Origin of the sequence: Brachybacterium fresconis, assembly GCF_017876515.1 — a bacterium.
Lineage (GTDB): Bacteria > Actinomycetota > Actinomycetes > Actinomycetales > Dermabacteraceae > Brachybacterium > Brachybacterium fresconis.
On sequence record NZ_JAGIOC010000001.1, the window covers coordinates 455817 to 478111 of the forward strand.

At 70.9% G+C, this 22295-nt stretch carries 20 protein-coding genes; 9 read left to right on the plus strand and 11 right to left on the minus strand.

Features of this window, described 5'->3' with window-relative positions; translation table 11 throughout:
- Positions 1–9 precede the first annotated feature (9 nt).
- The 5 genes from rpsD to JOF44_RS02085 form a co-directional block, all read right to left on the minus strand.
- Positions 10–636 (minus strand): 30S ribosomal protein S4, encoded by a 627-nt coding sequence (gene rpsD, locus JOF44_RS02065; protein WP_209886740.1) that lies wholly within the window; start codon positions 634–636, stop codon positions 10–12.
- A 144-nt stretch (positions 637–780) separates the two neighbouring features.
- Positions 781–2154, minus strand: a complete 1374-nt coding sequence (locus JOF44_RS02070) for a replication-associated recombination protein A (RefSeq protein WP_209886743.1) — start codon at positions 2152–2154, stop codon at positions 781–783.
- 58 nt (positions 2155–2212) lie between these two features.
- Positions 2213–3319 carry a quinone-dependent dihydroorotate dehydrogenase gene (locus tag JOF44_RS02075; protein ID WP_209886746.1) on the minus strand — a complete coding sequence of 369 codons (1107 nt, stop codon included), beginning with the start codon at positions 3317–3319 and terminating at the stop codon, positions 2213–2215.
- A 17-nt stretch (positions 3320–3336) separates the two neighbouring features.
- The gene (locus tag JOF44_RS02080; RefSeq protein WP_209886749.1) at positions 3337–3759 is read right to left on the minus strand and encodes a hypothetical protein; all 423 of its coding nucleotides are present in this window, start codon (positions 3757–3759) and stop codon (positions 3337–3339) included.
- A complete protein-coding gene (locus JOF44_RS02085) occupies positions 3756–4118 on the minus strand; it encodes a hypothetical protein (protein ID WP_209886752.1) in 363 nt (120 codons plus the stop codon). The genes JOF44_RS02080 and JOF44_RS02085 overlap by 4 nt, the downstream gene beginning before the upstream one ends.
- 74 nt (positions 4119–4192) lie before the next feature.
- Here JOF44_RS02085 and JOF44_RS02090 point away from each other — a divergent pair, with 74 nt between their 5' ends.
- From JOF44_RS02090 to sucB, 3 genes are all read left to right on the plus strand, one after another.
- A complete protein-coding gene (locus tag JOF44_RS02090) occupies positions 4193–5665 on the plus strand; it encodes a leucyl aminopeptidase (RefSeq protein ID WP_209886755.1) in 1473 nt (490 codons plus the stop codon).
- Positions 5666–5810: 145 nt separating this feature from the next.
- Entirely contained in the window at positions 5811–7214 is a 1404-nt protein-coding gene (gene lpdA / locus JOF44_RS02095; RefSeq protein ID WP_209886758.1) for a dihydrolipoyl dehydrogenase, read from the plus strand.
- A 24-nt stretch (positions 7215–7238) separates the two neighbouring features.
- Complete coding sequence (sucB, locus tag JOF44_RS02100) at positions 7239–9065, plus strand: 2-oxoglutarate dehydrogenase, E2 component, dihydrolipoamide succinyltransferase (protein ID WP_209886761.1); 1827 nt, start codon at positions 7239–7241, stop codon at positions 9063–9065.
- A 175-nt stretch (positions 9066–9240) separates the two neighbouring features.
- Here the strand turns inward: sucB and JOF44_RS02105 are convergent, their stop codons facing one another.
- The gene (locus JOF44_RS02105; RefSeq protein WP_209886764.1) at positions 9241–10614 is read right to left on the minus strand and encodes a hypothetical protein; all 1374 of its coding nucleotides are present in this window, start codon (positions 10612–10614) and stop codon (positions 9241–9243) included.
- 81 nt (positions 10615–10695) lie between these two features.
- On the opposite strand from JOF44_RS02105, the gene lipB reads away from it, so the two are divergent.
- From lipB to JOF44_RS02120, 3 genes are all read left to right on the plus strand, one after another.
- Complete coding sequence (lipB, locus tag JOF44_RS02110) at positions 10696–11391, plus strand: lipoyl(octanoyl) transferase LipB (RefSeq protein ID WP_209886767.1); 696 nt, start codon at positions 10696–10698, stop codon at positions 11389–11391.
- A gap of 62 nt (positions 11392–11453) precedes the next feature.
- On the plus strand, positions 11454–12476 hold the full coding sequence (gene lipA / locus JOF44_RS02115) for a lipoyl synthase (protein ID WP_209886770.1): 1023 nt from the start codon (positions 11454–11456) through the stop codon (positions 12474–12476).
- A gap of 33 nt (positions 12477–12509) precedes the next feature.
- Complete coding sequence (locus JOF44_RS02120; RefSeq protein ID WP_209886772.1) at positions 12510–13265, plus strand: DUF4191 domain-containing protein; 756 nt, start codon at positions 12510–12512, stop codon at positions 13263–13265.
- A 386-nt stretch (positions 13266–13651) separates the two neighbouring features.
- On the opposite strand, the gene JOF44_RS02125 is transcribed toward JOF44_RS02120, so the two are convergent.
- Positions 13652–14086 (minus strand): RDD family protein, encoded by a 435-nt coding sequence (locus JOF44_RS02125; RefSeq protein ID WP_209886776.1) that lies wholly within the window; start codon positions 14084–14086, stop codon positions 13652–13654.
- Positions 14087–14265: 179 nt separating this feature from the next.
- Between JOF44_RS02125 and glnA the strand changes: the two genes are divergently transcribed.
- Positions 14266–15696: a type I glutamate--ammonia ligase gene (glnA, locus tag JOF44_RS02130; protein ID WP_209886779.1), complete on the plus strand. Its 1431-nt coding sequence runs from the start codon at positions 14266–14268 to the stop codon at positions 15694–15696.
- Between the two features lie 187 nt (positions 15697–15883).
- On the opposite strand, the gene JOF44_RS02135 is transcribed toward glnA, so the two are convergent.
- From JOF44_RS02135 to JOF44_RS02150, 4 genes are all read right to left on the minus strand, one after another.
- Positions 15884–16372 (minus strand): DUF4383 domain-containing protein, encoded by a 489-nt coding sequence (locus JOF44_RS02135; RefSeq protein WP_209886782.1) that lies wholly within the window; start codon positions 16370–16372, stop codon positions 15884–15886.
- A gap of 344 nt (positions 16373–16716) precedes the next feature.
- Positions 16717–18375, minus strand: coding sequence for an ABC transporter permease (locus JOF44_RS02140; RefSeq protein ID WP_245348818.1), 1659 nt, complete (start codon positions 18373–18375; stop codon positions 16717–16719).
- Positions 18372–19337, minus strand: coding sequence for an ABC transporter ATP-binding protein (locus JOF44_RS02145; RefSeq protein ID WP_209886785.1), 966 nt, complete (start codon positions 19335–19337; stop codon positions 18372–18374). The genes JOF44_RS02140 and JOF44_RS02145 overlap by 4 nt, the downstream gene beginning before the upstream one ends.
- On the minus strand, positions 19334–19999 hold the full coding sequence (locus JOF44_RS02150; protein WP_209886787.1) for a TetR/AcrR family transcriptional regulator: 666 nt from the start codon (positions 19997–19999) through the stop codon (positions 19334–19336). Before JOF44_RS02150 ends, JOF44_RS02145 begins: the two co-directional genes overlap by 4 nt.
- A 223-nt stretch (positions 20000–20222) precedes the next feature.
- On the opposite strand from JOF44_RS02150, the gene JOF44_RS02155 reads away from it, so the two are divergent.
- Positions 20223–21647, plus strand: coding sequence for a sensor histidine kinase (locus JOF44_RS02155; RefSeq protein WP_209886790.1), 1425 nt, complete (start codon positions 20223–20225; stop codon positions 21645–21647).
- Positions 21644–22267: a response regulator gene (locus JOF44_RS02160; RefSeq protein ID WP_209886794.1), complete on the plus strand. Its 624-nt coding sequence runs from the start codon at positions 21644–21646 to the stop codon at positions 22265–22267. Before JOF44_RS02155 ends, JOF44_RS02160 begins: the two co-directional genes overlap by 4 nt.
- Positions 22268–22295: the final 28 nt, after the last annotated feature.

Sequence of the window (22295 nt, forward strand, 5' to 3'; positions counted from 1 at the left end):
GAGAAGAGGTCAGCGCGCGTAGTACTCGACGACCATCTGGACGTCGCAGGTCACGGGGACCTCGGCGCGCTTGGGGCGCGCGACGAGCTGGGCCTTGAGCTCGTCGAGCTCGACCGACAGGTACGACGGGGTCGAGGCGAAGACGTCCGAGTTGCCACCCTCGGCGGCGACCTGGAAGGGCTCCATGGCCTGGCTCTTGGGCTTGATCTGGATGGTCTGGCCCGGCGTCACGCGGTAGGACGGACGGTCCACGACCTTGCCGTCGACCAGCACGTGGCGGTGCCCGACGGCCTGGCGGGCCTGCAGGGTGGTGCGGGCGAAGCCGGAACGCAGCACGAGGGCGTCCAGGCGCATCTCGAGCAGCTCGACCATGCTCTCGCCGGTCAGACCCGGCTCCTTCTTGGCGTCCAGGTAGGCGCCGTGCATCTGCTTCTCGCGCAGGCCGTACTGAGCGCGCAGACGCTGCTTCTCCTTCAGGCGCACCGCGTAGTCGGACTCGGTCCGACGGCGGGCGCGGCCGTGCTCACCCGGGGGGTACGGGCGCTTCTCGAAGTACTTGATCGACTTCGGGGTCAGCGGGAGCCCGAGGGCTCGGGACAGTCGCGCCTGACGGCGCGCACGGGTGACGTTGGTCACGAGGTATACCTCTTGTTCGCGTGTGGTGAATCCAGTCGTGCAGCCGCGGATTCAGCGACCCACCCTACCGCAGGGCCCGCCCTCGCTCAACGCTCTTCGGTGCTGGTCGGGCCGATCTTCCTGTGGAGTCCCCCACATCCGGCCTCAGGCGTCGCCCTCGGAGCGCAGGATCTGGCGCAGCGTCTCGAGGCGGCGGCTGATCCGATCCTCGTTGCCGTGCGTGGTGGGCCGGTAGTAGTCCACGCCGACGAGCTCGTCGGGGGCGTACTGCTGGGCGACCACGCCGTGCGGGGCGTCATGGGCGTAGCGGTACTCGGTGCCGTGGCCGAGCTTCTTCGCTCCGGCGTAGTGGGCATCGCGCAGGTGGGCGGGCACCGGGCCGCCCTTGCCCTCGCGGACGTCGGCGATCGCGGCGTCCAGCGCCCGATAGGAGGCGTTGGACTTCGGGGCGGACGCGATGTGCACCACCGCCTGGGCGAGCGGGATGCGACCCTCCGGCATGCCGAGCATCTGGACCGCCTGCATCGCGGCGACCGCGACCTGCAGCGCACCGGGATCCGCCATGCCCACCTCCTCGCCCGCCGCGATCACCACGCGCCGGGCGATGAATCGCGGGTCCTCCCCCGACTCGATCATGCGTGCCAGGTAGTGCAGAGAGGCGTCGACGTCGCTGCCGCGCATCGACTTGATGAAGGCGCTGGTGACGTCGTAGTGCTGGTCACCGCCGCGGTCGTAGCGCAGGGCGGCGCGATTCACGGCCTGCGCGAGCGTCGCCGCGTCGATCTCGGGCGTCTCCTTCAGCAGCGCGGCCGCCGCCGCGGCCTCCAGCGAGGTGAGGATCTTGCGGGCGTCTCCCCCGCCGAGGCGCAGCAGGGCTTCGCGCGCGTCATCGGTGAGGGTGACGGACTCGTCCAGTCCGCGCGGATCGGCCAGCGCCCGGTCCACCAGGGCGTCGAGGTCGGCGCGTTCCAGCGATTCCAGGGTGAGCACGATCGAGCGGGACAGCAGCGGGGAGATCACCGAGAAGTACGGGTTCTCGGTGGTCGCCGCGATCAGGGTCACCCAGCGGTTCTCGACGCTGGGAAGCAGGGCGTCCTGCTGGGACTTCGAGAAGCGGTGGACCTCGTCGACGAACAGCACGGTCTCGCGGCCGACGGTGCGGAGCCGGGAGCGAGCCTGGTCGACGACCTCGCGGATGTCCTTGACCCCGGCGAGCACCGCGGAGACCTCCACGAACTCGCGGTCACCGGATTGTGCCACCACATAGGCGAGGGTCGTCTTGCCGGTGCCGGGCGGCCCCCACAGGATCACCGAGCTGGGCGCCGTGCGGGAATCGTCGGCGGCCACCAGGCGGCGCAGCGGGCTGCCGGGCTCGAGGGCCGCCTGCTGGCCGACGATCTCCTCCAGGCTGCGCGGGCGCATCCGCACCGCCAGCGGCGCACGGTGATCGACGTTGCGATCGGACAGGGTGCGCGGGGCGGGCGCATCGCCGCCGAGCGAGAACAGGTCCTCCTCCATCCCCTCAGCCTAAGCCGGAGCGGGGACGGACCGGCGCGCGGTCCTCATGGGAAGGGCCTCACCGGAAGGGACCCACCTCGCGGGCCAGCCGTCCCGGCCACGAGGGACCCTCGAAGATCATCGCGGTGTACCCCTGGACGAGATCCGCCCCGGCCGCGAGGCGCTCGCGCACATCCTGCGCCGTGGTGACCCCGCCGCAGCTGATGATCGCGGCGCCGGCCGGCAGGTCGCGGCGCAGCAGCCGCAGCACCTCCAGCGAGCGCTCGGCGAGCACCGGGCCCGACAGACCACCGGCGCCGATGGTCTCCAGGCGGGAGCGCGCCGTGGTCAGCGAGTCGGGCCGCGCGATGGTGGTGTTGGTGGCGATCACCCCGGACAGCCCCACCTCGGCGACCAGGCCGGCGACGGCGCGGATGTCGTCGTCGTGGAGGTCGGGGGCGATCTTGACCAGCACCGGCAGCTCACGACGGAGCCGCCGGCGGGCCTGTCCCACCTCGTCCATGACCGCTTCCAGGATCGGGCGGAGCATGTCGACGCTCTGCAGGTCCCGCAGGCCCGGGGTGTTGGGGCTGGAGACGTTCAGGGCGAGGTAGGTGGCGTACGGCGCGAGCAGGCGGGCGGAGAAGCGATAGTCCTCGGCGGCGTCCTCGAGGGCCGTCACCTTGGACTTGCCGATGTTCACCCCGATCACGGCGCGCTGGCCGCGCTCCGTGCGCCGCGCCGCGGCGAGGGACTTCGCCAGGGCCTGGGCGCCGTGGTTGTTGAAGCCCATGCGGTTGATCAGCGACCGGTCCGGGATCAGTCGGAAGGAGCGCGGTCGGGGGTTGCCGGGCTGCGGCTTGGCGGTCACGGTGCCCACCTCGACGTGGCCGAAGCCGAGGTCGAGCAGGGCCAGCGGCACCTCGCCGTCCTTGTCGAAGCCGGCCGCGAGACCCAGGGGGCTGCGATGCTCGCCGCCGAGCACTGCGCGCGTCGGGCGTCGATCGTGCATGGGGTCCGGGGTGGCGAAGGCGGCTCGCAACAGGCGCGGGCCCCCGGGCAGCGCATGCGCCCAGCGCAGGCAGCCGACGGTCAACCGGTGCGCCTGCTCGGCGTCGAGCCGGCTGAGGACGTGCCGGAACAGCAGGGCGTACGGGCCGCGTCGAGCGGTGTCGTTCGTGGTCACGTCATCACCGTACGCGGTCAGCGGGGCTCGTCCGGGGTCGTCGGGCCCCGGCGCCGTCCGATGAGGATGTAGGCGAGAGCCACGATCGGAAGCAGCAGCGGCACGTAGCCGTAGCCTCGTCCGAATCCGGACCACACGGAATCGTCGGCGAACAGCGCGGAGTCGAACACGCTGAGCATCCCCACCACCAGCACGCCGACCAGCTCGATCGTGCACAGCGCGAGGGCCAGCGGCGAGCGGCGGCCGCGGCGCACCAGCACCACCGTCACCGCGATGTAGGTCAGCGCCGCCAGCAGGGAGAGCACGTACGCCACGGGGGCGGCGGAGAGGTCCCGCAGGATCTGCACCAGGCTGCGGGCGGTGGCCGACAGCGCGAAGATCCCGTAGACGATGATCAGCACCGCCTCGAATCCGCGTGTGCGCTGTGCGGTCGCGGTCATGCGAAGCCTCCCGGCCAGATCTGGGCAAGGCGCATCAGCAGCACCAGGGACACGAGGGCGACCACCGCGATCACGAGGCTCCCGAAGCGGCTGCGCTCCCAGAGCCCGACCCAGCCGCCGCCGACGGTCATCAGGATGCCCGTGAGCAGGTAGCCGTACAGGGTGATCGGATCGCCGGGATGCCCGCCGCCGAGGTCCCGCAGGCCCAGGGCGACCCCGAGGATCACCCACATCAGGGCGGCCAGCGCGCAGGCACCGAGCAGGACGAGATCGGCATTGAGGTCCCGCGCCGCGTAGTAGATCCCCAGCAGGGCCGTCAGGAGGCAGACGATCGCCACCAGGATGCTCAGAGTCAGCATCGACCTGCCTGTTCTGTTCGGGATCCGGAGGGCACGGGGTCACGGGGCGCGGACGCCGCCCCTACGATGGAACCATGCCCATTGTTTCAGTAGTTGATACCGCTCTGTCCGACGTCGACGCCGACGTCCTGATCCTGCCGCTGCTGGTCGGAGGCGATGACGCCCCCTCCACGGTGCCCGGTTCCCCGGAGATCTCCGAGGCCATCACGCATCTGGAGGCCTCCGCCGGCCGCGGCGACCTCCACCGCATCCCCTCCTCCGGGCTGACCGGTGCGAAGTCCCTGCTGCTGGTCGGCATCGGTGAGGAGGATCTCTCCGCCGCCGGCGCCGAGGACCTCCGTCTCGCCTTCGGCGCCGCCACCCGGTCCCTGGCCGGCGTCGACTCCGCCGTGATCGCCGTGCCCGGGGGCACCGCCGAGCAGCGCGCCGCGGCGCTCGAGGGCGCCGCCCTGGGCGCCTACGCGTTCATCGCCCACAAGACGGGCACCGGAGGCTCCGCCCCGAAGCCCGCCCTGAGCTCCCTGGCCCTGCTGGGCACGGACGGCGCGGACACCGCGGCGGTCGAGCGCGCCGGCGTGCTCTCCGAGATCGTCGCCCTCACCCGCGACCTGGTCAACACTCCGCCGAACCTGCTGTACCCCGCAGAGTTCGCCCGTCGGGCCGAGCAGCTCGTGGCCGACCTGCCGCTGACCGTGACCGTCCTGGACGAGAAGCAGCTCGCCGACGGCGGCTACGGCGGCATCGTCGGCGTCGGCCAGGGGTCCACGCGTCCGCCGCGCCTGGTCCGCATCGAATACTCCCCCGCCGGCGCCCGCAGCTCCGTGGCGCTGGTGGGCAAGGGCATCACCTTCGACACCGGCGGCATCTCGCTCAAGCCGGCCCCCGGTATGGACGACATGACCTCGGACATGACCGGCGCGGCCACCGTGCTCGGGGCCACCGTCGGCGCCGCGAAGCTGGGCCTGGACGTGAAGATCACCACCTACCTCGCGCTGGCCGAGAACATGCCCGGCGGCGGGGCTCAGCGCCCCGGCGACGTCGTCACCATGCGCAACGGGAAGACCGTCGAGGTGCTCAACACCGACGCCGAGGGCCGCATGGTGATGGCTGACGCCCTCGTCGACGCCGTCGCCGAGGGCCCCGATCTGGTGATGGACGTGGCCACCCTGACCGGTGCCGCCGTGGTCGCCCTCGGCAAGCGCACCGGGGGTGTCCTGGGCACTCAGCAGGGGCGGGACGCGGTCATGGAGGCGTCGGAGCGCTCCGGCGAGCCCTTCTGGCCTCTGCCCTTCCCCGCCGAGCTGCGCGCCGACCTGACCGGTCGGGTGGCGGATCTGAGCAACATCGGCGACCGCCCCGGCGGGGCGCTCTCGGCCGGCATCTTCCTCCAGGAGTTCGTCGGCGAGACGGAGTGGGCCCACCTGGACATCGCCGGTCCCGGCTTCGCGTCGACGCCGGTGGGATACATGGGCAAGGGAGCCACCGGCATGAGCGTGCGCACCGTGCTGGAGGTGCTCGCCGACCGCGCGGCGGCGTCCGACACGTGATCCTCGCCGCTGAACATCGCTGAACAACCCGCTGTGCGGGCGAGATGGCGCCGCCTGGTGGCCTAGCATGGGACACGCAGGCGGCGCCGTCGGCATCCGAGCCGGCTCGTGCCGCACAAGAACGTACACACCGAGGAGCACACAGGTGGCGGATACAACCACTGACCAGTTCGACGTCGTGATCCTGGGCGGTGGCAGCGGCGGCTATGCGGCCGCGCTGCGCGGAGCCCAGCTCGGCCAGAAGATCGCCCTCGTGGAGAAGGACCAGCTCGGGGGCACCTGCCTGCACCGCGGCTGTGTCCCGACGAAGGCCCTGCTGCACGTCGGCGAGCTCGCCGACGCCCCCTCCGAGGCCTCCGAAGTCGGCCTCGATCTCACGCTCAACGCCGTCGACGTCGACAAGGTGCTGGGCTTCAAGGACAAGATCGTCGGCCGCCTGCACAAGGGCCTCCAGGGCCTGGTGAAGTCGCGCAAGGTCGAGTACGTCGAGGGCTTCGGCCGGCTCACCGGCCCCAAGACCGTCACCGTGGAAGGCGAGGGCGGCACCCGCGAGCTGACCGCCGAGAGCATCATCCTCGCCACCGGATCCTTCTCGAAGACCCTCCCGGGCATCGACCTCGGCGGCCGCATCCTGGACTCCGAGGCGGCGCTGCAGCTGCCCGAGATGCCGAAGAACCCGATCATCCTGGGCGGCGGCGTCATCGGCGTCGAGTTCGCCTCCGTGTGGAAGTCCCTCGGGGCCGAGTCCGTGACCATCGTCGAGGGCCTGCCCCACCTGGTCGCCAACGAGGACGAGTCGATCGCAAAGGCGCTCGAGCGCGCCTACAAGAAGCGCGGCATCACGTTCTCCCTCGGCACCTTCACCGAGAAGGCCGAGCAGGACGAGAACGGGGTCACGGTCACGCTCACCGACGGCACCGTCTTCGAGGGCGACTACCTGCTGGTCGCCGTGGGTCGCGGACCGGTCACGGCCGATCTCGGCTACGAGGAGCAGGGCATCGAGATGGATCGCGGCTTCGTGCTGGCGAACAAGGAGACCCTGGAGACCAACGTCCCCGGCATCTACGCCGTCGGAGACATCGTCCCCGGCCTGCAGCTCGCCCATCGCGGGTTCCAGCAGGGCATCTTCGTGGCCGAGCGCATCGGCGGTCAGAACCCGGCACCGATCGTCGAATCCGGGATCCCGCGGATCACCTACTGCGAGCCGCAGGTCGGTTCCGTGGGTCTGTCGGAGAAGCAGGCCAAGGAGCAGCTGGGCGAGGACGCCGTGGAGTCCTACGAGTACAACCTCGGCGGCAACGGCAAGTCCCAGATCCTCGGCACCACCGGCTTCATCAAGCTGGTCCGTGAGAAGGACGGCGCCATCGTCGGCGTGCACATGATCGGCTCGCGGATCTCCGAGCTGATGGGCGAGGCCCAGCTCATCGTCAACTGGGAGGCATACCCCGAGGACGTCGCCTCCCTCATCCACGGCCATCCCTCGCAGCACGAGGCGGTGGGCGAGGCGGCTCTCGCCCTCGCCGGCAAGCCGCTGCACGCCCACGCCTGAGCCCCTCCAGGAGGAATGAACCCCATGTCTGAATCCGTGAAGATGCCTGCTCTCGGTGAATCCGTCACCGAGGGCACCGTCACCCGCTGGCTGAAGGCCGTCGGCGACACCGTCGAGGTCGACGAGCCGCTGCTCGAGGTCTCCACCGACAAGGTCGACACCGAGATCCCCTCGCCCGTCGCGGGCACCATCGAGAAGATCCTGGTCGAGGAGGACGAGGACGCCGATGTCGGCGCCGATCTCGTCGTCATCGGCGACGGCTCCGGCTCCGAGGGCGCCGGGTCCGACGACTCCGGGGCCGATGCCGAGGAAGCTCCGGCTGAGGAAGCGCCGGCTGAGGAAGCGCCGGCTGAGGAGGCTCCGGCGGCGGAGGCGTCCGCCCCCTCCGCCGAGGAGGCCCCCGAGAAGGAGTCCGAGCAGTCGGCGCAGTCCTCCGGCGGAGGGTCCGGCGCGGCCTCCGGCGAAGAGGTCACCATGCCGGCGCTCGGTGAGTCCGTCACCGAGGGCACTGTCACCCGCTGGCTGAAGGCTGTCGGTGAGTCGGTCGAGGTCGACGAGCCGCTGCTCGAGGTCTCCACCGACAAGGTCGACACCGAGATCCCCTCGCCCGTCGCCGGCACCGTGCTGGAGATCAGGGTCGAGGAGGACGAGGACGCCGAGGTCGGCTCCGTGCTGGCCATCGTCGGCGATTCCTCCGGCGCCCCGGCAGCGGACGAGAAGCCCGCTGCCCCGGCCCCGAAGGCCGAGGAGGAGCCCGCCGAGAAGGAGGCGCCGAAGGCCGCGGAGGAGCCCGCCGAGAAGGAGGCCCCGAAGGCCGAGGAGAAGCCCGCCGCCCCGAAGGCCCCGGAGCAGAAGACGCAGGAGCCCTCCGCTCCCGCCGCCGCCCCGGCCCCCAAGGCAGCGGATTCCGTCAGCGGTGCCGAGTCCTCCGGGTACGTCACGCCGCTGGTGCGGAAGATGGCGACCGAGGCCGGGGTCGACCTGGCCACGGTCTCCGGCACCGGCCTGGGCGGGCGCATCCGCAAGCAGGACGTGCAGCAGGCGATCGACGCCCAGAAGTCGGCGGCCTCCGCTCCCGCCGCCTCCGCCGCTCCGGCCGCTGCCGCGGCACCGGCGCAGGTCGAGGTCTCCCCGCTGCGCGGCACCGAGGAGAAGATGAGCCGCGTCCGCAAGGTCACGGCCAAGCGGATGATGGAGTCCCTGCACGGGCAGGCGCAGCTGACCACCGCGGTCGAGGTCGACATGACCCGGGTCGCGAAACTGCGCGGGAAGGCCAAGGACGCCTTCGCCCAGCGCGAGGGCGCCAAGCTCACCTTCCTGCCGTTCATCATGCAGGCGGCGATCGAGGCCCTGAAGACCTACCCGAAGGTCAATGCCTCGATCGACGAGGACCTGATCAAGTACGCCGCCTCCGAGAACATCGGCATGGCCGCGGACACCGATCGCGGTCTGGTCGTGCCGGTGATCAAGAACTCGGGTGACCTGAACCTGGCGGGCCTGGCCCGCCAGATCGGCGACCTCGGGGCGCGGGCGAAGAACAACAAGCTCACCCCGGACGATCTCCAGGGAGCGACGTTCACGATCACCAACACCGGGTCCGGCGGTGCCCTCTGGGACACCCCGATCGTGCCGAATCCCCAGGTCGGCATCCTCGGCTGCGGCACCATCGTCAAGCGTCCCGCGGTCGTGCAGAACGCCGAGGGCGATGACTCCATCGCGGTCCGCTCGATGATGTACCTGTTCCTCTCCTACGACCACCGTCTCGTCGACGGCGGCGATGCGGCCCGCTTCCTCAGCTTCATGAAGAAGCGGCTCGAGGAGGGCGCGTTCGAGGCGGAACTGGGCCTGTGAGCCTGCGGGCCTGTGAGCCCATGGGTGCAGGGGTCGCCGTGCGGTGACCTCTCGCCTCCGACCTGACCCGGAAGGGCCGGCACCGATGCGTTCGGTGCCGGCCCTTCCGTCGTCCCGGGATCGATCTGGTCGCCGCCCGGACCGCGTCGTGGGCGCGATCGGGTCACCGGCTCGCTCACGGAGCGGTCGCGGGCCCGACGGTGCGCGCGGTGACGACGAGCCACTGCGCCCCGTCCCAGCGCAGCGTCAGCTCGAGGATGACCGGTTCGCTCGCCGCGACCGTGCGCACGACGCCGTCGGGTCTCTCGACCTCGTACGCCTCGGTCGAGGAAGTCACCTCCAGGACCGCGCGGGCGTTCTCCCCCGGGCTCTCGAGCAGGCGCGCCTCATGGATCACCGCTCCCCCGCCCGTGACACCCATGCCCTGGTAGGCCTGCCGCACCTGCTGATCGGCGGCCAGTGCGCGGCTCCCTGGCGCAGCGGCGGGGTCCGCGCTGAGCCCGGTGACGTAGGCGTGGCGGGAGCCGGCGAGCTCGGCGGCCAGTGCCCAGGGGTCGGTGATCTCCGGCGCGGGTGCAGGAGCAGCGGACCCGACGGCGGCGGATTCAGCGGCCCGCGGCGCCGGCTGGTCCTCGTCGCCGGAGGCCAGCAGCAGCCAGCTGCCTGTGCCCAGCAGCGCCCCGACGGCCAGCACGGCCGCGGCGGTCAGGGCGAAGGTCCGGCGCAGCCCGCGCTGGGAGATCACCTGCCCGAGCGTGCGCAGGACTCCTGCTGCCGAACCGGTGGTCGCTCTGCCTGTCGGACGGTCGTCGTCCACACCGTCGTCGACCTGCTCGCCCGCAGCGAGCGGTTCCCGGGGTGCTGCTGCTGGTCCTGCCGGTGCCGACGGCGCAGCTCGGTCGGCGGGAGCTGGTGGCGGCCCCGCCTCCGCCGTGGCACCTTGATGGACGCGGCGGCGCAGGGTGCGCTGCTCGTCGTGGAGGACGGAGTCCACCCAGCGCCGGTCCGCCCGACGATCCGCGAGGCCCTCCCCGGGGCGCAGCCCGCCCAGATCGAGCAGGATCACGCTGCCGTCCGGGCGCATCCCCAGGCCACCTCCCGGACGGGCGCCGAGCAGCCAGGAGCGCTCGTGCAGAGCATCCACGAGGGCGTCGAGATCATCGCGGGCGCGTCCCAGCGCCGCCCGCTCGGCCGTCGCCGGTGATGCGGTCCCGGCGACCCGCCTGCCCGTGCGGGACGCGAGAGGTCGGGCCGTTTCGCGCACATACCCCTCGTCCTCGATGCTCAGTACGGTCGGCGCCGCGGTGAGTCCGGCGACCTCGAGGGAGGCCAGCAGCTGCATCTGGGCGCGGACGGCCCCCTGCCCGTCGACCGTCGGAGCGCGCACGCGCACCCCGCGCCCGTCCCCTTCCTCGAGCCGCTCCTCGATGTTCTCGTCGGCCCGGTCCTCCTCCGGTCCCCGCGGGATGTGCGGGCCACCGGACAGGGAGGGTCCCTCGCCCGGGGGCGAGAATTCCCGCACGGATCGCGTCTCGTCGAAGTCCTCCATGGCAGCAGTGAACCCCACCGTCGGCCCTCCCCATTGTGATCATCCACAACGTCCAGGTGAGAGCGGGAGTAACCTGGCCAGATGCTCGATGTGATCCGTCTCGGCTTCAGCGAACCGGTGCCCGGGGGTGACCGGCACGAGGAGTTCGGTCTGCCTCCGGGGCCCGTCGACTACCGCGCGGCCTGGGCGCTGCAGCGGGAGATCCACGCCGAGGTGGTGGCCGGGACCCGCCCCGATTCGCTGCTGCTGCTCGAGCACCGCGCCGTCTACACCGCCGGCAAGCTGACCACGGACGAGGAGCGACCGCGCGACGGCGCCGAGGTGGTCGACATCGATCGGGGCGGCAAGATCACCTGGCACGGCCCGCAGCAGCTCGTCGGCTATCCGATCGTCAAGCTCCCCATCCCCATCGACGTCGTCGGCTTCGTCCGGGACCTCGAGCACACCCTGATCGACGTGTGCTCCGCGCTGGGCGTGGCGACCGTCCCGGTCCAGGGTCGCAGCGGCGTCTGGGTGGCGCCGGAGGACGAGGAGGCCCGCAAGGTGTGCGCGATCGGGATGCGGGTCTCGAAGCGCGCCACCATGCACGGCTTCGCCCTGAACTGCGCCAACGACCTCTCCTGGGCGCACAACGTGATCCCCTGCGGGATCGACGATGCCGGCGTGACCAGCCTCACCCAGGAGGCGGGGCGGCGCATCGCCGTGGCCGATGTGATCGATGTCGCCGCCGAGGCGATGACCGACCTGGTGGCGCACCGCACCTCTGCGGTGGCCTGAGACGCCCGGAGGAGCCCCGGCTCGATAGACTGCCCGGAACGTCGAACGTAGGAGGCATCAGGGTGACCATCGCTCCCGAAGGCCGGCGCATGCTGCGCGTCGAGGCACGCAACGCCGAGGTGCCGATCGAGCGCAAGCCGGAATGGATCAAGACCCGCGCCGTGATGGGGCCCGAGTACAGCGCGATGAAGAAGCGCGTGCACAGCCAGGGCCTCCACACCGTCTGCGAGGAAGCCGGCTGCCCGAACATCTTCGAGTGCTGGGAGGATCGCGAGGCGACCTTCCTCATCGGCGGCGACACCTGCACCCGGCGCTGCGACTTCTGCGCCATCGCCACCGGCAAGCCCATGGCGCTGGACCCCATGGAGCCCTTCAAGGTCGCACAGTCGGTCAAAGAGATGGGCCTGCGCTACTCCACCATCACGGGCGTGGCGCGCGATGATCTGCCCGACGGTGCGGCCGGCCTGTTCGCCCGCACCTGCGAGCAGATCCACGCCACGAACCCCGGCACCGGGGTCGAGCTGCTGATCGACGACATCAAGGGCCGGGGCGAGCATCTCCAGCAGGTGTTCGAGGCTCGGCCCGAGGTGTTCGCCCACAACCTCGAGACCGTCCCGCGGATCTTCAAGCAGATCCGGCCCGCGTTCCGCTACGAGCGCTCGCTGGACGTGATCTCGATGGGCAAGGACGCCGGCATGATCACCAAGTCCAACCTGATCCTGGGCATGGGCGAGACCACCGACGAGATCCTCGAGTCGCTGCAGCAGCTGAGGGACGCCGGCTGCGACATCATCACGATCACGCAGTACATGCGTCCCTCGAAGCGTCATCACCCGATCGACCGCTGGGTCAAGCCCGAGGAGTTCGTCGATCTCTCCCAGGCCGCGGAGGAGATGGGCTTCCTCGCGACGATGGCGGGGCCGATGGTCCGCTCCTCCTACCGCGCCGGCAAGCTCTGGGCGCAGGTGATGAGGAAGCTCGGCCGCGAGATCCCCGACAACCTCCGCCACCTGGATCAGGACCAGCCCGCCCGTCAGGAAGCCGCGAGCGTCGTCGCCCGCGCGAATCAGGCCGTCGCGAGCTGACGCCCGCACGACCCCGAGAGGACCCCACCCCACATGGCCCGCAAGAGCGAGAGCAAGCCCACCAAGGGCACTGCGAAGGACGGCACGAAGAAGAAGGACGGCACCAAGAAGCCGGGTCGCTTCAAGCAGATGATCGACGTCTTCAAGTACACCCAGGAGGTCGACCGCACCACGCTGCCGTGGATGATCGGCGCGCTGGTCGCCGCGATCATCGTCGGCATCCTGGTGAGCTGGCTGGTGCTGAACAGCCCCTGGTACGGCATCTTCATGGGGCTGGCCGTCGGCATCCTCATCGCGATGCTGATCCTGGCGCGCAAGGCCGAGCGCGCCGCCTTCAGCCGGATCAAGGGACAGTCCGGCGCGGCCCTGGCCGCCATGCAGTCGATCCGCCGCGGCTGGGACGTGGCCGACGAGCCCGTGCAGATCGATCCGCGCAGCCAGAAGATGCTCTTCCGCGCCTCCGGCCGCGCCGGCATCGCGATCGTCGCCGAGGACTCCTCCTCGATCTCCATGAAGCTGCTGGAGAAGGAGCGGCGCAACATCCGCCGCGTCCTCCAGCACGACAACGTGCCGGTCCACCAGATCGTCGTCGGGGACGGCGACGGGGAGGTCCCGCTGCACAAGCTGCCCAACCACATGACCCGTATGAAGAAGACTCTCACCAAGGACGAGTCGGCACAGGTCAGCAAGCGCCTGGTCGCCCTGCACCGCTCGATCCGGCAGTCCGTGCCCAAGGGCGTGGACCCGATGAACGCGCGCCCCAACCGCAAGGCGATGCGCGGCCGCTGAGCCGCAGCCCCTCTCGGGCCCCCGTCTCAGGACCCCCTCCGCCCCTCGGGCCGGTGGGGGTTCTCTGGTGCGTGGGGCCGGAGTCGAGCTGCGTCGACGACGGTGCGACCGGCGCCGACACGAGGGGCGTGCGGCGTCCGTTCCACTGATCCGACTCGGGAGCGGGGCGCATCGGTGGAACCGGTCGGCGCGCCGAGCGTCCCTGCGAGCCTCTGCACCCTGCACGATGGTGCCGTGACCGTTCCGTAACCTCCGTGACCTTATCGTGACATGATGCATCGTCGCCGGTCAGCGCTAATTGGCGAGGGCGTACCGACGCTCCCGCAGCATCGTGATCGGGGTGCGGGGCGGCGACCGAAGGCCCGCCTGCGCGGCAGGCCGACGGGTCAGACCCGGACGGCGGCGGTGCCGGCGACGACGTCGTGCAGGGGCTGGGCATCCTTGGTCCACACCAGCGCCGGCAGCAGCAGGAGCATCGCGCCCGTGCGCACCAGAGCACGCAGGATCATCGGCGTGCGGCCGCGCACGGGCAGCACCCGCACCCGCAGCACGAACTGCCCGGGCGTCGCCCCGAAAAGGCTCAGGAACAGCAGGTTCACCGCAACGAAGAGGACCAGGTTCGCCAGCGCGTCGCCCTGGAACACCAGGGCGGAGACGGCCATGGACAGCCCCCAGTCCACCAGCAGCGACAGGGGGCGTCGCCAGAAGGGCGCGACCGAGCCGGGGCCGCTCTCGGGGAGCCCCAGCGAGGAGCCCCTGACGTAGTCCGGTGAGCTCGGGGCGCCGTCCATCCACGCGCCCAGGTCCTTGCGATCGATCACGCCCCGACTTTATCGAGGGGATCTGGGAATCGTGGGCGCTGCCCCGGGCCCTGGAGCTCTGCACCTAAACTTGACGACAACCGAGTCCGGGGCCGGCACGGACCGCCCGGCGCTCGAGACGGTGATCGCCCCTCGGGGACAACCAGATAGGCGCGCCCCATGGTGCGGATGGAGGAGACGTGTTCAACAATCCCAGCGAGGTCGTGAAGTACATCGAGGAGGAGGGTGTCGAGTTCATCGACATCCGCTTCTGCGACCTGCCCGGCATCATGCAGCACTTCAACATCCCGGCGAGCACCTTCGACGAGGAGGCCATCGCGACCGGCCAGCTCTTCGACGGCTCCTCGATCCGCGGGTTCCAGGCGATCCACGAGTCCGACATGAAGCTCGTCCCGGACCTGGAGACGGCCTATCTCGACCCGTTCCGTGAGCGCAAGACGCTCATCATCAACTTCTCGATCGTGGATCCGTTCACGGATGAGCCCTACTCCCGCGACCCCCGCACCGTCGCGGCGAAGGCCGAGGAGTACCTGAAGTCCACCGGCATCGCCGATACCGCGATCTTCGCCGCCGAGGCCGAGTTCTACATCTTCGACGACGTGCGCTTCAAGACCGGCGTGAACTCCGGCTTCTACAGCATCGACTCCGACGAAGCGGTGTGGAACACCGATCGCGACGAGTCCGACTTCGGCGGCAACCAGGGGTACAAGACGCGTCTGAAGGGCGGCTACTTCCCGGTGCCGCCGAACGACCAGATGGCGGATCTGCGCGACGAGATCTGCGCCGTGCTGGACAGCACGGGCCTCGAGGTGGAGCGCGCCCACCACGAGGTCGGCACCGCCGGCCAGCAGGAGATCAACTACCGCTTCAACACTCTGCTGCAGGCCGCGGACGACGTCATGAAGTTCAAGTACGTCGTCAAGAGCACCGTGTGGGATGCGGGTCGCACGGCGACCTTCATGCCCAAGCCGCTGTTCGGCGACAACGGCTCCGGCATGCACACCCACCAGTCGCTGTGGAAGGACGGAGAGCCGCTGTTCTTCGACGAGCGCGGCTATGGCGGCCTCTCGGACATCGCCCGCTGGTACATCGGCGGCATCATCGAGCACTCCCCCTCGCTGACGGCGTTCACCAACCCCACGGTGAACTCCTTCAAGCGCCTGGTGCCCGGTTTCGAGGCCCCCGTGAACATGGTCTACTCGGCGCGCAACCGCTCCGCCGCGATCCGCATCCCGGTCACCGGCGCCTCGGCCAAGGCCAAGCGCGTGGAGTTCCGTGCGCCGGACCCCTCGGCGAACCCGTACCTGGCCTTCGCCGCGCAGCTGATGGCCGGTCTGGACGGCATCCGCAATCGGATCGAGCCGCCGGAGCCGATCGACAAGGACCTCTACGAGCTGCCGCCGGAGGAGCACAAGCAGATCAAGCAGCTGCCCGAGTCGCTCGGCGCCGCGCTGGACGCGCTCGAGGCGGATCACGGCTTCCTCACCGAGGGCGACGTGTTCCCCGAGGATCTGATCGAGACCTGGATCGAGCTCAAGCGGACCACGGAGATCGATCCGTTCCGGTACCGCCCGCACCCCCACGAGTTCGAGCTCTACTACGACATCTGAGGTTCCTGTGAAGGTCAGCGGGTAAGAACAGCCCCCGTTGTACGCATAGAGTCCTCACGATCTGCCAGCACCTTCTGGACGGTGGATCGTGAGGGCTCGTCCGTGCCCGGCCACAAGTGCACGTACACGTCCAGGGTGGTCGTCGCCGACGAAGCGAGTCGTCGTCGCACGGCACGGACAGGACGACTCAGGGTCGACGGTCGGCCTCCGCTGCGGTAGGCGCGGCATGCCGAGGAAGGACCGAGAGGCCGATCATGGTGAGCGCCAGCACGAAGTGCAACCAGTCATCGGCGGTATTCAGCGGCACGAAATTCGCCGTCGAGTCTTTGTCGATGACGATGCCGTAGATCCACAGCACCGCGTAGATGATGCCGCCGACCAGCAGGTAGAGCCGCGCCGTGCCCGAGAGTCTCGACAGTGTGAGACCGGCGAAGCCGTAAAGCAGGTGGATGACGTTGTGCAGCGCGGACACCTGGAAGATGCCCAGCAGCATCGCCTCCGAGCGAGCGGCGATCCCTATCGAATCGAAGTTCGTCGTCACGCCGGGAACGAACCCGGCGACGCCGACGACGAGGAAGACGAACCCGCACAGCAACGCGGCCAATCGCACGGGCGATCGCCCGATATCCTTGGTCCCTCGGCCATGGGCGGGGCCGCTGGGAACAGTGGCGTTCATCGACGATCCTCCGATCAGAAGCTTCACTCAGGCGCCGTGCGACGGTGCCGCCGATACGGCGCTCGCACCGACTCGAACAGCACCCGAGCGGAACGGCCCGCTCCGTGTCCTGAGTCACAGGCTACGATCTTGCTGGGAACCTTCAAGGAGTCCGACCGATTGGGTTGCAGGCTCTGAGCCCCCTGTGGGCATCGTTCAGGAGGTGAAGGATCGACGCCGTGAGACGCAACTGTTCGGCGTCGGCCGTCTTGCCGCTCTCGCGGACCAGGTCATGAGACGTCGTCGCCGAAGAACAGCGGGGCACTCCTGTCGATCCCGACGCCGGGCACGCCGATGCCACCGGGCTACCCCGCCACGAGGTCCCTCCGTCGCAGCGCTCCCAGCCCCACCACCGTGAGCAGCACGGCCAGCGCCGCCATCACGGCCAGCGGGGTCACCTCCAGGTCCGCGTCGGGCACGGCCGGCACGTGGTGGAGCACCGAGAGGTTCCGCGCCCACTGGGGCAGCTGCAGCAGGTCACCGAGGAAGGTGTCCAGCGCGGCCCAGATCACCATCAGCCAGGCGAGGCCGGCCAGGCGCACCCGCAGCCCGTACAGCGCCAGGGTCAGCGCGCCCGTGAAGGCGATCGCGGGAAGGTACGCGAGGGCGGCGAGGGTCGACTCCCCGATCCAGGAGGTCTCCCCCGTCGCCTGCCACACCCCGATCCCCGTGCCGAGCCCGAGGAGCACCTGCAGGGCGAACACCTCCAGCGTCACCACGACCACCCAGCGCAGGGCGACGGTGATCCGCCCGATGCCGGCCAGCAGCGTCCCGGCCATACGCCCCTCCTGCTCCTCGGACCGCAGTCGCAGCACGCCGGAGACGATCAGGCCGACGGGCCCCAGGGCGAGCATCAGCAGGATGTACCCGGTGAACGACCGGGTGAGGTCGTCGACGTCGATCGGGGCGAACTCCCCGATCGTCGGGATCTGCTCGACCATGTCCTCGAGAGAGGAGGCCAGGGACCCGAAGGCGATCGCGAACAGGAACAGCCCGATCGCCCAGGTGACCATCATCGGCGTCACCAGGCGCCGCGCCAGGCCACCGGGGGCCCGCAGCGCCGCGGACGCCGCGTCGGGGCCCGCCGCGGCCGGACGCAGACCGGAGCCGAGATCGCGGCGACGGGACAGGACGGCCGCGAGCGCGACGAGCACGAAAATCGCGGCGACGGATACCGCCAGCGGCCACCAGCGCACCTCGACGAACACCTTGGACTGCTGCGCCCAGGCCAGCGGCGAGAACCACGACAGCCAGGACCCTTCCTCCTCGATCACATCGCCCACGCCGCGCACCAGGAAGGCGACGGCGAGGGCTCCGAGGGCGAGGCCGGACGCGGTGCCGCCATGCTCGGTCACCTGCGCGGCCACGGCGGCGATACCGGCGAACACCAGCCCCGTCAGGGCGGTCGCCGCCCCGAGCGCGATGCCGTCGAGCACGGGAGCGCCGGTGACCAGCACGGCGATGCTCACGGCGGCACCGAGGACGAGGTTCGCGATCGCCACCACGACGAGCGCCGCCGCAGCGGGAGCCAGACGCCCCGTGGGCAGGGACCGCAGCATCTCCAACCGCCCGGCCTCCTCCTCCGCGCGGGTGTGGCGGACCGTCAGCAGGATGCTCATGATCGCCCCGGCCAGCAGGACGTAGAGGAACAGCTCGTTGGCCACGGCCGCCCACAGCGTGTAGTGGTCGCGGGCGAAGGCCGGTCCGGTCATCAGCACGGCCGAGGGGTTGCCCAGCAGCGCGGCGCGGGCGTCGAGGGCCTCCTGGTCGGGATAGGCCTCCTTCAGCGCCACCACCGAGGCGGCGACGGTGACGACCATGGCCAGGGCCCAGATGATGATCTGGCGGCGGGAGATGCGGCCGAACAGTCGCACGAGCGCGCCGATCCCGGTCAGCGGGGAGGTGGGACGGACCTCGAGCAGGTGGGTGTGGCGCGCGGCGGTCGCGCGATCCGTGGCGCTCATCGTGAGCGGTCCTCGGCGACGTCCTCGCCCGGCTCCAGCTCGTCGCCGTAATGACGCAGGAACAGGTCCTCGAGAGAGGGTGGGGTGATCGTGAGGCTGGTGGCCTCCATCCGGGACAGGACGGGCAGCACGTCGTGGACCGCCGCGTCGTCGACGTCGAAGCGGATCCGTCCGCCCTCGGCGACGAGGTCGTGCACCCCCTCGGTCCCCTGCAGCACGCCGGCGTCGGCCGTGGTGGTCGCGGCGACGGTGGAGCGGGTGAGGTGACGCAGCTGGGCGAGCGTCCCGCTCTCGACGTCGCGACCCGCGCGGATGATGGTGACCGTGTCGCAGAGCTTCTCGACCTCCGCCAGGATGTGGCTGGACAGCAGCACCGTGCGCCCGGCGGTGCGCAGGCGGCTGACCTCGTCGGTGAAGATCGCCTCCATCAGAGGATCCAGCCCGGAGGTGGGTTCATCCATGACGTAGAGGTCGACGTCCCGGGAGAGGGCCGCGACCAGGGCCACCTTCTGCCGGTTGCCCTTGGAATAGGTGCGGCAGCGCTTGGTGGGGTCCAGTTCGAAGCGCTCGATGAGCTCCTCGCGACGGCGCCGGTGCGCCGATCCTCGCTCGGAGGAGGTGAGCACGTCGATGGCCTCTCCCCCGGTCAGGTTCGGCCACAGGTTGGTGTCGCCGGGGACGTAGGCGAGACGGTGATGGATCTGCACGGCGTGGGACCACGGATCCATCCCCAGCACCTCGGCAGTTCCCGAGGTGGCCTTCAGCAGGCCGAGCAGGATGCGGATGGTGGTGGACTTCCCGGCGCCGTTGGGGCCCAGGAACCCGGTGACCTGGCCGGTGGGCACGGTCAGCGAGAAGGCGTCCAGCGCGCGGGTGGCGCCGAAGGTCTTGGTGAGGTCGCGGACGACGACGGCCGCGTCCGTGGTCGAGGTGGTCGATGCGGTGGCGTCGGTGGTGGTCATGGTCTCTCCCCGGTCGTCGGTGGTGAGGGCGTGGGGTCGGGTCCGGCGGTGGTGGCGAGGTAGGCGTCGAGCAGCGAACGGTCCGTCAGCAGCGGGATCGTGTAGATCTCGAGCAGGGGCCCGATGATCCGCTGGGTGTACTTCCGCAGCCAGGCGGGCAGCTCCTCGAGGTCCAGCTGCTCGCGCTGGGCCGGGAGCTGCAGCAGCAGCGCGCCGAGGGCCATCTCCATGAGGACCTCGGCCCGGCCCTGCGGGTCGCGGCTGGGGGTGATGGTCCCGGCGCGCTCGCCGTCGGCGAGATAGTCGACAGCGCTCGTGGCGAAGTCCTCGACGAGCTGGATCGCGAGCGGGCCGCCGGCCTGGAGGCGGCGCAGCACGTACCCGACGACCGGGGCGTACTGCTCGGCCTGCGCGAGCTGGGCCAGGAGCTCTCCGGAGCCGCCCGCGAGCAGACCGGACTTCTCCGTCCGGGTGACCTCCAGGGTCCGCTGGTCGCAGGCCTCGAGCAGCTTCTCGCGGGATCCGTAGTGATGGATGATCAGTCCGGCGCTGACCCCGGCGTCCTCGGCCACCCGGCGCAGCGGTGCGCTCAGACCATCGACCGCGAAGCGGCGCAGTGCGGCCTGCAGGATCCGCTCGTCGGCGGGGATCGGATCGGCCATGATGCTCCTTCGTCGTGCGGCACGGCTGCGCGGGTGCTGATGCGGGGCCGACGGCGCGGTCCTGATGCGCGGTGGGGCCCGGCAGACGGTGCGCCAGCCGTGCGCTGACCGGTCCGACCAAGACGACTGAACTGGTGTTCAAACCACGCTATACGAGTGTTCAACCCGGGGCAAGGCCAGAGTGCGCTCCGGGGCCCCGGGCATCGCGGATAGGGTCGTCGACATGAGCGAGCAGCAGGCGAGGGCCGAGGGCCCGGGAGATCCGGGAAGCCCCGGGGCCCCGGCTGTTCCGGGCGCCGGGGCGGCCCCCGATGCTTCGTCGGCTCCCGGGGCCCCGCGCGACCCGGCCGACGCGGGGGCTCTGGAGACGGACCTCCCCCTGACTCCCTTCGCCGCCTCGTTGCGCTGGGCGGTCCATGCCCTCGTGTACCTGATGGTGATGCTGGTGACCGGGCTCGCCCTCGCGCCTCCGTCCTCGGCCGACGGCTGGATCACGGTGGCGCTGCTGGCGCTGTTCACGGCCGTCTACTCCCTCGGCGCCCGCCGCGCACTGCGCCATCGGGCCGGGCCCGAAGGGTCCTGGAGCGCCCTGACCTATCTCGCGCCCAGCATCGTGATCTGGGCCTGCACCTTCGCTGTCGGGCCCGATGCCGTGTGGGTGGCCTTCGGCCTGGACTTCGCGGTGCTCTACGCGCTGCCGCTGGTCGGGGGTCTGATCACCCTCGCGATCGTCACCGCGATCGGCGTGCTCGGATACAGCGAGTGGTCCTTCGACCCCATGCCCGGCGAGGTGGCCGGCCCCGTGATCGGGGCGCTGGTCGCCCTCGCCGTCGTCGTCACGGTCCGAGCCCTGCAGCGGGAGGTGGACCGGCGCACCCGATTGGCGCGCCAGCTCGCCGCCGCGCGCGACACCATCGCCGAGCAGACCCGTGCGGCGACCCAGGCCGCCGAACGCGATCGCATCGCCAGCGAGCTGCACGACACGGTCGCCCAGTCGAACCTCTCGATCCACCTGCTGCTGGACGCGGCCACGGCCGCGCTCGAGCGCCAGGAGACCGAGGAGGCCGGCGCCCTGGTGCAGGAGGCCCGGGCGGCCGCCGCCCGCACCGGCATGCAGACCCGCCGCTTCGTCGATGCCGCAGAGGTGGAGGTCCCCTCCGGGGGCGCGCTGCGCGAGGAGCTGCAGCGCCTGGTGGCGGATGCGGCCACGGCCGGGCGCACCCGGATCGACCTGCGCGACGAGGTCGACGACGACGAGCTGGAGGCGCTGCCGCGCAGCACCGCCCGCGCCCTGCTGCGCCTGGTCGAGTCCCTGCTGGCCAATGTCATCCAGCACGCCGACGCCTCGCGCACCATGGCCACCCTCGGACTCCACGAGCACGAGCTGCTGCTGGACGTCGTCGACGACGGCCGCGGCTTCGACCCGGAGCTGGTGGCGGGCTTCGGACTGCGCTCGGCGCGGGCGCGCGCCGCATCCGTCGGAGGCAGGATGCTCATCGAGTCCGCCCCCGGCAGCGGCACGGCCATCCAGGTGGTGCTGCCGCTGCCGCACGAGCCCGACCCCGCCCCGCCCGACGGATCAGTCCCGCCCGACGGATCCGCTCCGCACGACACCTCCGTTCCCCCCACCTCTGAGGAGCCCCCATGATCCGAGTGCTGCTGGCCGACGACCACGCGATCGTGCGCCGAGGCCTGATCGCCGTGCTCGGCGCGGAGAGCGAGGTGGAGGTCATCGGGGAGGCGGCGACGCCACAGGAGGCGGTGCTGCTGGCCCGCTCGACCGCACCGGACGTGGTGCTGCTGGACCTCCAGTTCGGAGTCGGCCAGAAGCGCGGCACCGACGTCATCCCCGCCCTGCGGCAGGCCTCCTCGCAACCCGCCGTGCTCGTGCTGACCACCTACGACAACGACCAGGACGTCACCGCCGCGATGGATGCCGGGGCCGCCGGATATCTGCTGAAGGACTCCCCCGCCGAGGAGCTGGTGGCCGCCGTGCAGCGCGCCCGCAGCGGGGCCGGGGCCGTGGACCCGCGGATCTCCCAGCGGCTGCGGGAGCGCCAGGCGGACACCACGCTCAGCGCGCGGGAGATGGAGGTGCTCACCCGCGTCGCGGCCGGGCGCACGAACGCTCAGATCGCGAGCGACCTGTTCCTCTCCCAGGCCACGGTGAAGACGCATCTGGTGCACGTCTTCGACAAGCTCGGCGTCACCAGCCGCACCGAAGCGGTGGCGCGGGCACGGGCCCGAGGGATCCTGCGCCCGGAATGACCGGGCCGGGACCGGCCCGTGCGCCTCG